The organism is Corallococcus terminator (assembly GCF_003611635.1).
Classification (GTDB): Bacteria; Myxococcota; Myxococcia; order Myxococcales; family Myxococcaceae; genus Corallococcus; species Corallococcus terminator.
Genome location: NZ_RAVZ01000023.1, coordinates 38,585 through 48,456, shown reverse-complemented (window position 1 = coordinate 48,456; position 9,872 = coordinate 38,585). Strand labels below are relative to the sequence as shown.

The 9,872-nt window shown below is 70.5% G+C and carries 8 protein-coding genes; 3 read left to right on the top strand and 5 right to left on the bottom strand.

Going from position 1 to position 9,872, the window contains the following annotated elements:
* Positions 1-198: 198 nt before the first annotated feature.
* Entirely contained in the window at positions 199-1,227 is a 1,029-nt protein-coding gene (gene lplA, locus D7V88_RS05795; RefSeq protein WP_120539599.1) for a lipoate--protein ligase, read from the bottom strand.
* 142 nt (positions 1,228-1,369) lie between these two features.
* On the opposite strand from lplA, the gene D7V88_RS05790 reads away from it, so the two are divergent.
* Positions 1,370-2,143 (top strand): pyridoxal-phosphate dependent enzyme, encoded by a 774-nt coding sequence (locus D7V88_RS05790; RefSeq protein ID WP_120539598.1) that lies wholly within the window; start codon positions 1,370-1,372, stop codon positions 2,141-2,143.
* 8 nt (positions 2,144-2,151) lie between these two features.
* On the opposite strand, the gene D7V88_RS05785 is transcribed toward D7V88_RS05790, so the two are convergent.
* Positions 2,152-2,937: a hypothetical protein gene (locus tag D7V88_RS05785; RefSeq protein WP_120539597.1), complete on the bottom strand. Its 786-nt coding sequence runs from the start codon at positions 2,935-2,937 to the stop codon at positions 2,152-2,154.
* Positions 2,938-3,216: 279 nt separating this feature from the next.
* On the opposite strand from D7V88_RS05785, the gene D7V88_RS05780 reads away from it, so the two are divergent.
* Complete coding sequence (locus tag D7V88_RS05780) at positions 3,217-4,146, top strand: esterase/lipase family protein (RefSeq protein WP_120539596.1); 930 nt, start codon at positions 3,217-3,219, stop codon at positions 4,144-4,146.
* Positions 4,147-4,163: 17 nt separating this feature from the next.
* Positions 4,164-5,207 (top strand): lipase secretion chaperone, encoded by a 1,044-nt coding sequence (locus D7V88_RS05775; protein ID WP_120539595.1) that lies wholly within the window; start codon positions 4,164-4,166, stop codon positions 5,205-5,207.
* A 12-nt stretch (positions 5,208-5,219) separates the two neighbouring features.
* Here the strand turns inward: D7V88_RS05775 and nadE are convergent, their stop codons facing one another.
* The 3 genes from nadE to asnB form a co-directional block, all read right to left on the bottom strand.
* The gene (gene nadE, locus D7V88_RS05770) at positions 5,220-6,215 is read right to left on the bottom strand and encodes an NAD(+) synthase (protein WP_120539594.1); all 996 of its coding nucleotides are present in this window, start codon (positions 6,213-6,215) and stop codon (positions 5,220-5,222) included.
* A 2-nt stretch (positions 6,216-6,217) separates the two neighbouring features.
* Positions 6,218-7,813, bottom strand: a complete 1,596-nt coding sequence (locus D7V88_RS05765; RefSeq protein ID WP_120539593.1) for a class I adenylate-forming enzyme family protein — start codon at positions 7,811-7,813, stop codon at positions 6,218-6,220.
* An 88-nt stretch (positions 7,814-7,901) separates the two neighbouring features.
* Positions 7,902-9,872, bottom strand: coding sequence for an asparagine synthase (glutamine-hydrolyzing) (asnB, locus tag D7V88_RS05760; RefSeq protein WP_120539592.1), 1,971 nt, complete (start codon positions 9,870-9,872; stop codon positions 7,902-7,904).

Sequence of the window (9,872 nt, the reverse complement as noted above, 5' to 3'; positions counted from 1 at the left end):
GCCGTCCGTCGGGCGGCGGCTCTTCCAGCAGTTGGAGCGGTGGTGGCTCCGGCGTCCACTCGTCCGGCGGTGCGGCTTCCAGCGGCCGTGGCTCGGGTGGCCGCGGCTCCGGTGGTGGCAGCTCCCGCGGCGGCAGCGGGAGCGGTGGTGGCGGCTGGGGCGGTGGCGGTCACCGCTGAGGCTGTCCGGTGGGCCGGGTCAGACCTCGACCTGGCCCATCAACCACGCTTCCAGTTCGCCCAGCTCCCGCTCCTGCGCGGGGTGGCGGGAGCGGGCCTCGGCCACGGCCTGCCGCATCCCATCGCGGCTGTGCGGCTTGCCGACCAGCGCCGCCTGCAGGTCCTGCACGAGGTCCGGGTAGAGCGCATCCGAGAAGACCTGCGCGCGGGTGACATGTCCGTTCTCCGCGTCGACGTGGACCTCGAAGAAGCCCCAGGACAGGTACTCCACCATCTGGTGGCTGAAGCGGGGCGCGTTGCCGAAGCGCCAATCCCACGACGCGTAGTGGTCGAACGTGCGCTTGAGCGACGGCTGGCTTTCGAGGAACGAAGGCTCCAGCAGCTCCGGCTCCGCCGTCGCCCCGTGGAAGTCGCAGAACGCGCCAATCATCGCCTCCACCAGCGCTTCGTGTGAGGCCTCCGGCTGGAGGTCGCGGATGTTCATCACCCGCGAGCGCACCGACGCGCTGCCCTTGGACTCCAGCTTCTTCGGGTGCGGCGTGAGGTAGTTGGACAGCCGCGTGAGGTCCGCGCCGATGAGGAACGTGCCGTGGTGGAAGGCGCGGTCCTTCGTCTCGCGGTACGCGCTGCCGCTGATCTTCCGGGGCCCGTCCTCCAGCGGAATCACCAGGTCGTTGCGTCCGGACGCCTGCGCCTTCACGCCCAGGCGCGACAGCGCGTCCAGGAGGATCGTGATGTTGGCTGTCTTGTTGTAGCCCTCCTTGGCGGACAGGAAGGTGAAGCAGGTGTTGCCCAGGTCGTGGAACACCGCGCCGCCGCCGCTGGTGCGCCGCGCGAGGAAGACCTTGTCCTCCTCCATGCGCGTGAGGTTGCACTCGGACCAGGGATTCTGGTTGCGCCCGATGACGACCGTGTTGTCGTTGCGCCACAGGAAGAGCGTCTGCGCGCTGGGGTCCAGCTCGCGGAAGATCCAGTCCTCGGTCGCGAGGTTGAACCAGGGGTTGTACGTCTCCGACAGGAGGATGCGGACGCGAGGTGCTTGAGACATGGGCCCGGAGCATAACCGTGGGCCCGCCGTCCTCCAGGGGACATCCGCCAGGGCCGGGGGGCGATGGCCTCCCGGGACGCGGCCCCGGACAATGGCCTCCAGTCGGGGTGCGCGGGCGGTGTGCGCACCGGGAGGGCCGACCATGCGCGGAGCGTATTCCCTGTCACGTCCCCGGGTGGACGGGCCGGTGGTGCTGTGGGGTGGAGCACTGCCGTCCGGGAGCCTCAAGTACCTCACCTTCTCGCGCTACCTGGCCGCGCTGCCGCCGGGCTCGCGCGGACTGGTGGAGCTGTCCGGTGGGTCGAGCGCGCTGGCGCTGGACGTCCTGGGCCGCGAACGGGGCGTGCCCACGGTGGCGCTGACGGACGCGGCGGGGGAGGCGTACCTCCGGGCCCACGGCTTCCAGGGACAGGTGCGCCACGCGGACTCCATCGCGAAGCTGTGGGAGCACGCGCTGGCGTATGAGCGCGAAGGCTGGTGCTGGCCCCGGCAGCTCACCAACGCCGCGATGGTGGCGTGCGTGGAGTCCTGGGCGTCGGCCCTGAGGGCGCACGTGCGCGAGCGCTTCCCGAAGGTGCGGCGCGTGGTGTGCGGCTTCGGCACGGGCGCGACGCTGGTGGGCCTGACGCGCGTCTTCTCCACCGGAGGCTTCACCGTCACCGGCCTGCAACCCGCGCCGGGCCGACCGCTGCCGGGCTGGCGCACGTGGGCCCACCAGAACCTGGGCCCGGAGGACCTCTTCTTCGCGCACCACCAGCGCGTCCCATTGGACACGGCGGCCCCCGCGTCCGACGGCTTCACCGCGCTCATGGACTGGGCCCGGCGGCAGGCCCGGCCCGAAGAGGTGCTCGTCATCGCGCACAACGCCCGTGAGCAGGTGCCCGCGTACGTCGCCGCCAGCTCCGCGCAGGCCTGAGCGGCGCGCTATCCGTGCAGGGCGCGCAGCCGGGCCTCCACGGCGGCCACTCCTTCGCGCGGAAAGGCGGGCACGTGGGACAGCTCGCGCGTGGCGAGCTGGAGCAGCGCCCGAGCAAGCCCCGGCGAATCCCCCTCCTGAGCGCGTGCCAGCTCACGCCCCACGTCCGGGTACACGCGCTCCACGCGCCGCAGCGGATCCAACCCATCCAGCACCGAAGCCTCCGGCGCGGGGACGTGGCGGGCCAGCAGCAGGCAGAACAGGCGCACCGCCTCATCGAGCCGAGCCCGTCCGCTGAGCACCTCGCCCCGCGTGTGGCGTCCCAGGCCCACCAGCACCTGTGTGAGCCATTGCCCGAACAACCACGCATCATCCGGCGCCGTCTGTTGAAGCTCCCGCGCGGTGGCCTGCGCACGCTCTTCCATGCGCGCGGCCACGTCGCCCCGGTCCAACAACACGCGGTAGCGGTTGACGCGGGCCCAGGACAATTCCTCCAGGTCGAACACCGCGAACTCCAGCAGGTGTCCGTCGCGGTAGACGACCTTCACGCCGTGCGCTGTCTCACGGAAGGCGTGTGAAACCTCCTCCGCGCGCGGCAACCATCCACGCTCCTGTCTCAATGTTTCAGCGTGTCCGGGCTGCGCGATGACGAAGAAGTCATGATCGCTGAAGTCATCCGGCAGGTAGTCCCGCGCCGCCATCGAACCCAGCGCCACGAGCCCCCGGAAACGACCGTCCGCGTCAGCCCTGCGCGTCAACTCCGTGGTGAAGCCCTGGTAGGCGGCGGCGTCCATCGTGCGCTCCTCGGGAAGGCCCTCGCATGATGCCAGCTCAACGCAGGGCGTTGGAATGATGATGCGATGCGTTGGATTGAGATGGCGCAATGCGTCTCAATTCTCAATGCAATGCGTCGTAGAGTGAAGAGGGACAACCCCCGGCGTCTGGCCTGACCCAGATCTGACACGCTTTGCGGCTAAATCAGGGGCTGGCTTGCTTTTTATCAGTGTCTCGCTTTATGGGCTGATTCGCGGGTCAATCCCTCTGACCGGCCCGCCCTCCCATCAGGAGCCTGTATGCGAAACGCTGTCCGGACCCTCGTTCTGACCGTCGCAGTTCTTGCCCTCTGGGCGCAGCCTGCCCGCGCCGCGGATACGTACACGCAGACGAAGTACCCCATCGTGCTCGCGCACGGCATGGCGGGTTTTGACTCGTTGTTTGGCGTGCTCGATTACTTCTACGGCATCGAATCCAACCTGACGTCGGGCGGCGCGAAGGTCTACATCACGCACGTTCCGCAGTTCAACACGAGCGAGGCGCGCGGTGAGGCGCTGCTCGCGCAGGTGCAGAACGTGCTCGCGCGCTCCGGCGCGAAGAAGGTGAACCTCATCGGCCACAGCCACGGCGGTCTCGACGTGCGCTACGTGGCGGCCGTGCGGCCGGACCTGGTCGCGTCGGTGACGACGGTGGGCACGCCGCACAAGGGCGCGGACCTGGCCACCTACCTGCGCGGGAACCTGAAGGGCGGCTCGTTCACGGAGAGCGTGCTCGCGTACTTCGCCAACAACCTGGGCATGGTGCTGGGCCTGCTGTCCGGCCACACGCAGCCCCAGGACGCGATTGGCGCGCTGGCGGCGCTGTCCTCGTCGGGCGCGGCCACGTACAACGCGAAGTTCCCGGCGGGCCTGCCCACCTCCTCGTGCGGCACCGGCGCGGCGACGGGCACCCAGGGCCAGCGCTACTACTCCTGGTCCGGCACGGATCCCTTCACCAACATCTTCGACGCGTCCGACTACGCGCTGAAGCTGTCGTCGTTCTTCTACAGCGAGTCCAACGACGGCCTCGTGGGCCGCTGCAGCTCGCGCTTCGGCACGGTCATCCGTGACAACTACGACATGAACCACCTGGATGAAGTGAACCAGGTGCTCGGTCTCACGGCGTTCTTCACCGACCCGAAGTCCGTCTTCCGCACCCAGGCGAACCGCCTGAAGACCGCGGGCCTGTAGTCCAGGAGCATCCCGCCATGAAGAGCCGCGCCGTCATGCTCGTGGTCGTGCTGTGCGCCCTCCTGGGTGCCGGCGTCTTCTCATGGTGGAAGGTCCGGGTGGAGGACGCGCCCGGACCCGTGGTACCGCCGTCCGCTGTTCCCGTCGCCCAGGCCCCTGGCCCGCATGCGACGCCTGCTTCAGCGCCCGCTGCCGCTGTCCCGACGGCGCAGTCCCCCGGGGACACCCTGCCGCCGCTGCCGGGCTCGCTCCATGACACCGAGGAGGATGGCTCCGTCTTCGTGGATGCGTCCGGACACCTGGTGCCGAACCCGGACCTGCTGCGCTTCTTCAACTACTACCTGTCCGCGACGGGCGAGGAGTCCCCGGCGGTGATCCGCGAGCGCATCCTCGCGTCGTTGCGCGCGAAGAAGCTGCCCCCCGCCGCCATGGACGAAGCGGTGCAGGTGCTGGACGACTACCTGGCCTACCTCGAAGCGGCCCGGTCGCTGGGACGGACGCCGTCGGCTGGCACGATGGACACCGGCGAGCGCCTGGAGGCCCTGCGCAAGCTGCGCCGCGAGCACCTGGGCGGCAGCGCCGACGGCATGTTCGGCCAGGAGGAGGCGGTGGACGCGGTGGCCGTGGAGCGGCTGAAGCTCCAGAAGGACGCATCGCTGACGGCCGAGGAGCGCGAGAAGCGCATCGCCGCGCTGGAGGAGCGTCTTCCTCCCGCGGTGCGCCAGAGCCGCGAGGAGGCCGCGCGTCCGCTGCGGCAGATGGCCGTGGAGCAGGAACTGGTCGCCGGGGGCGCGACGCCGGAGGACCTGCGCCAGCACCGGCTGTCCACCGTGGGACCGGAGGCCACCGGCCGGCTGGAGGCGTTGGATCAGGAGCGTGCCCAGTGGAAGCAGCGGCTGGCGGACTTCCGCGCGAAGCGCGAGGCGCTGGGCCGCACCCAGACGGATCCGGCCCTGCGTCAGGCCGCCGTGCAGCGGCTGCTCTTTGATTCCTTCACCCCGGAGGAGCGCCTCCGGGTGGAGGCCGCGGACTCCATCGAAGCGGCCTCCGGGGGCGGGTGAGAGGCCCGGCTTTCAGCCAATCTTGAACGGCTTGAGCTCGGAGACCTCTTCGAGCAGCAGCGGCTGCGCGTGCAGGTACGCGGTGGTGCGGCGCTTCTGGTCGATGTCGTCGAACACGCGCTGGATCTGCTGCGGCGTGAGGCCCATCTCCGGGGAGGCCTCCTCGGGCGTGACGCCGTGGTTCTTCGCCCAGAGGATGAGATCCAACTGGGAGTAGTGCACGGAGAAGTAGAAGTCCTCCTGCGACTGCTCCAGGCTGAACGTGTCCGTGGTGGGCTCGCGGTTGAGGATGCCGTCGATGACGCCCAGGTGCCGCGCCAGCTTGTACGTCTGCGTCTTGTAGAGGCTGGCGATGGGCTTCACGTCCGCGGCGCCGTCGCCCAGCTTCACGAAGAAGCCCTGGTCATACTCCAGGCGGTTGGGCGTGCCGGACGCGGCGTAGTTCAGCCGGTCCGCGTGGAAGTACTCCATCATCTTGCGCACGCGCTGCTTGAAATTGGTGGCGGCGACAATCTGGACGTAGGCCTGCGGCGTGAGGCGGAAGCGCTGCTCCTGCCCGTCCACCTGCACCACCACGTAGAAGACGTTGAGGGCGTCCGTGTTGAGCCGGTCGCCGTGCATGACGATCTTCCACTTCATGTCCGGCTGGAAGTCGGGGAACACCGACCGCACCGCCGCGTCGCGCTGCGAGTAGCACCCGGCGGCCTCCAGCACGGGCGCGATGTCATGCAGCGTGTGCTGGATGCCCAGCTTCTCGCAGAGCTCGCGGCCCAGCTTGGAGGACAGCCCGCTGGAGTCGCGCTCCGGCAGCAGGATGCCGAAGACGCGGTCCGGGCCCAGCGCGCGCACGGCGAGCGCGGCGACGCACGCGGAGTCGATGCCGCCGGAGACCGCGACCACGAGCCCGCGCTTGCGCAGCTTCTTGAGCACGGCCTCCTTGAGCCCGTCCGACAGCGACGCGGCCTTGGCTTCCCAGTCCAGTTCCAGCACCTGCTTGTTGAACTTCATCGTCACGACCTCGATTCAGGGGAAGAAAGTGAAGACAGCACGCGCGTGCGCAGGTCGGCCTTGAGCACCTTGCCGGTGGGCCCGCGCGGGAGCGCTTCGGTGAACAGCACGTGGCGAGGCACCTTGTGGGCGGGCAGGGACTCGCGGCAGAAGCGGCGCAGGTCGTCCTCCTTCGGCGTGGCGTCCGGCTTGAGCACCACCGCCGCGCACGCCGCCTCGCCGCCCAGGTCGTCCGGCACGCCCACCACCGCGACCTCCAGCACCGCCGGGTGGCGCGCGAGCACGTGCTCCATCTCCGCGGGGCTCACCCGGTGGCCGCCGACCTTGAGGATCTCCTTCGCGCGGCCCACGAGGAAGAAGAAGCCGTCCGCGTCGCGCCACGCGAGGTCGCCGGTCCACAGCCAGCCGTCGCGGAGGATGGCGGCGGTGTCCTCGGGAGCGTTGAGGTAGCCGGGCGTCACGTTCGCGCCCTTCGCGACCAACTGGCCCACCTCGCCGTCCGCGAGCGGCGCCCCGTCTTCCGCGACCACCGCCAGCGTCACGCCGGGGATGCCCTGGCCGATGGAGCCTGCCTTGTCGGTGGCGCGCGAGGGCGGCAGGTAGCTCAGCCGCGCGGTGGCCTCCGTCTGGCCGTACATCACGAAGAGCTCCGCGGGGTGGAAGGACTCGCGCGTCCAGCGCACCGTGTCCGGGGACATGCCGCCGCCGGCCTGGGTGAGGTAGCGCAGTGGCAGCTTCGACAGGGACTCGGACGCGGCCTGACGGCGCAGCAGTTCGAAGGTGAGGGGTACGCCCGCGAAGCCGGTGCACGCCTCGGTGGCCATGGCCTCCAGCACGACCTGTGGGTACATGAAGCGCGGATCCAGGAACACGGAGCCGCCCGCGAGCAGGTGCGTCTGGAGCACGCTCTTCCCGTAGCAGTAGTGCAGGGGAAGGATGAGCATGGCGCGGTCGCGCGCCGTCAGGCCCAGGTACTCCACGATGGATCGCGTGTTCGCCGCGATGTTGGCGAACGTCTGGACGACGCCCCGGGGCGTGCCGGTGCTGCCGGACGTGAAGACGATGGACGCGGGCGCTTCCGGAGGCAGGGAGGGCAGGGCGGCCAGGGGCGCGGGGACGATGTCCGGATCCACCGCGCCGTCCTCCTGCAACCACGTGGACGTCGCGGGCGTCAGCAGGCCGCGCAGGCGCTCCGGGGGACGGGAGCCGTGCACCACGACGAAGTGGGTGAGGGATGTGCGGCCCGTCCAACGACGAGCGTCCTGGCCGAAGATGACCGCGTGCCGCGCACCCGTCTGCGCGAGGATGCCGTCCAGCGAGTCGGCGCCCGTCTCACGGTCCAGCTCCACCGCGCACGCACCCAGCGCCTGCACCGCGAGCGCCGCGACAGCCGACGCGCAGCCCAGGGGCAGGGCGATGAGGACGCGCGCGCCCGGCTCCACGCCCGCGTCTCGCAGGTGTCCCGCGAGCGCCAGCATGCGTGTTTCGAGCTGGGCATAGGTGAGCCGGGCCCACGGCGAGTCCACCGCAGGGGCATCCGGTGTCGCCTGCGCGTGGGTGCGCACCCAGGTGGGTGCGGTATCCGCGTGGGGATTCATGCAGCCCTCCATCGCAGGCTGTCCGGCACCGATTGTGTGGCGAGCGCCTGGACGAGGACCCACGAACGTGCGGTGTGCATCGGTGTGCTCACGCGGCCTCCAACTGCACCGCGTCCACATCCGCCTGCGGCACCGCGCGCGGGGTGAGGAAGTGATGCGCGAGCAACTGCGTGGACGCCACGGCGAACAGGGCCATGGTGTCCGCTTCGCTCTCCGCGGAGTTCGGCGCGCGCAGCTTCGCCACCAGCCGCTCCACCTTGCGCGCGTCGAAGACGCCCGTGGTGGCCACCGCCTCCGGTGCGAGCAACTCGCGCGCCCAGGCAGGAGCCTCCGGACCCACCAGCGCGCCCGCGATGGGGGCTCGATAGGGGAACTTGCTGCGCTCCAGGATGGACGCGGGCACCCTTCCTTTCGAGTAGCGCTTGAGCAGGTGCTTCTCATCCAGGCCCCGCAGGCGCAGTTGCTCCGGCACGCGCGCGGCGAACTCCATCACGCCCGTGTCCAGGAACGGGAAGCGCCCCTCCACCGCGTTGCCCAACAGCATGCGGTCGCCCTGCGCGGACAGCAGGTAGCCCGACAGCAGCGTGCGCGCCTCCAGGTACTGCGCCCGCGCCAGCGGACGCCACCCGGCCACGGCCTTCGGAACGGACGCGAGCACCGACGCCACCGGATCCTCGTCCGCCACCCGCGCGGCGAACTCCGGCGCGAGGAAGCGCAGGATGCGGCCGCTGTTGCCCCACCGCACCAGATGCGAGAACGCCAGCGCGTCCGGCGTCTCCAGCCCCTGGCCGAAGAACTCACGCAGGAGCTCCACGTTCTGCTGGCTCACCGACAGCGTGGGGTAGAGCTTGCGCAGCAGCAGCGGCCGGTACTTCGAGTCCGGCTGGCGCGCCCAGAACTGGCGCACCTTCGTCTCCTTGAACAGGTCGTAGCCGAGGAACATCTCGTCCGACCCTTCCCCCGTCAGCACCACCTTGATGCCGTGGTCGCGCACCCAGCCACTCAGCCGCAGGAAGGGCGCGGGCGCGGAGCGCATCATCGCCTGCTCCGCGTGGAAGATGACGCCCGGCACCAGCGCGCCAATGTCCCCGTCGCGCATCTCCACCACGCGGTGCTCGGTGCGCAGTTGCTCCGCGACCGTCGCCTGGTGCGTGCGCTCGTCGAACCGCGCGTGCGCGAAGCCCACGGAGAAGGTGCGCAGCGTGCCGCCCAACTGCTCCTGCGCCAGCGCGCACAGCAGGCTCGAATCCAGTCCGCCCGACAGGTACGCCGCCACCGGCACGTCCGCGCGCAGCCGCAGCCGCACCGCGCGATCCAACACCGCGCCCAGCTCCTCCAGCAGGCGGGGCGCGTCCGGCGCATCCGGCGTCACGCCGAAGTCCAGGTCCCAGTAGCGCTGGAGCGTCAGCAGGCCGTCCTGCCACTTCGCGGTGTGCGCGGGCGGCAGCAGCGACACGCCCTCGAACGACGTGCGCGGCGCCACGGGCGCCCAGAGCTGGAAGGTCTGCTTGAGGCCCCGGGCATCCAGCGCGGGGGCGACGAGTCCGCTCGCGAAGAGCGCCTTCGCCTCCGACGCGAAGGCCAACTGGCCCCCCGGCAGCGTCGCGTAGAACAGCGGGCAGATGCCCACCCGGTCGCGCGACATCCACAGCGTGCGGTCGCGCGGATCCCACAGCGCGAAGGCCCACTGGCCCTCGAAGCGTCGCACGCAGTCGATGCCCCACGTGAGGAAGGCCGCGAGGATGACCTCCGTGTCGGAGCGCGTGCGGAAGGCATACGCGCCGGACAACTGCTCGCGCAGCTCCACGTGGTTGAAGATTTCGCCGTTGAAGACGACGGTGAGGCCCGTGGCCTCGTCGCGCATCGGCTGGTGGCCGGAGGCGAGGTCCACGATGGACAACCGCGCGTGCCCCAGCGCGGCGCCGTCCAGCAGCAGGGCCCGCTGCGCGTCCGGGCCCCGGTGCTTGATGCTGGCGGTCATGCGGCGCAGCCGGTCGGCGTGGAGTGCCGGAGCCGTGTCCCCGCCCGCCGCGAAGGTGAAGCCCGCGATGCCGCACAT

What these genes read in the sequence shown, in the direction of transcription:
- lplA (WP_120539599.1), bottom strand. Translation starts at nt 1,227, where the DNA reads ATGTCTCAAGCACCTCGCGTCCGCATCCTCCTGTCGGAGACGTACAAC.
- D7V88_RS05790 (WP_120539598.1), top strand. Translation starts at nt 1,370, where the DNA reads ATGCGCGGAGCGTATTCCCTGTCACGTCCCCGGGTGGACGGGCCGGTG.
- D7V88_RS05785 (WP_120539597.1), bottom strand. Translation starts at nt 2,937, where the DNA reads ATGGACGCCGCCGCCTACCAGGGCTTCACCACGGAGTTGACGCGCAGG.
- D7V88_RS05780 (WP_120539596.1), top strand. Translation starts at nt 3,217, where the DNA reads ATGCGAAACGCTGTCCGGACCCTCGTTCTGACCGTCGCAGTTCTTGCC.
- D7V88_RS05775 (WP_120539595.1), top strand. Translation starts at nt 4,164, where the DNA reads ATGAAGAGCCGCGCCGTCATGCTCGTGGTCGTGCTGTGCGCCCTCCTG.
- nadE (WP_120539594.1), bottom strand. Translation starts at nt 6,215, where the DNA reads ATGAAGTTCAACAAGCAGGTGCTGGAACTGGACTGGGAAGCCAAGGCC.
- D7V88_RS05765 (WP_120539593.1), bottom strand. Translation starts at nt 7,813, where the DNA reads ATGAATCCCCACGCGGATACCGCACCCACCTGGGTGCGCACCCACGCG.
- asnB (WP_120539592.1), bottom strand. Translation starts at nt 9,872, where the DNA reads ATGTGCGGCATCGCGGGCTTCACCTTCGCGGCGGGCGGGGACACGGCT.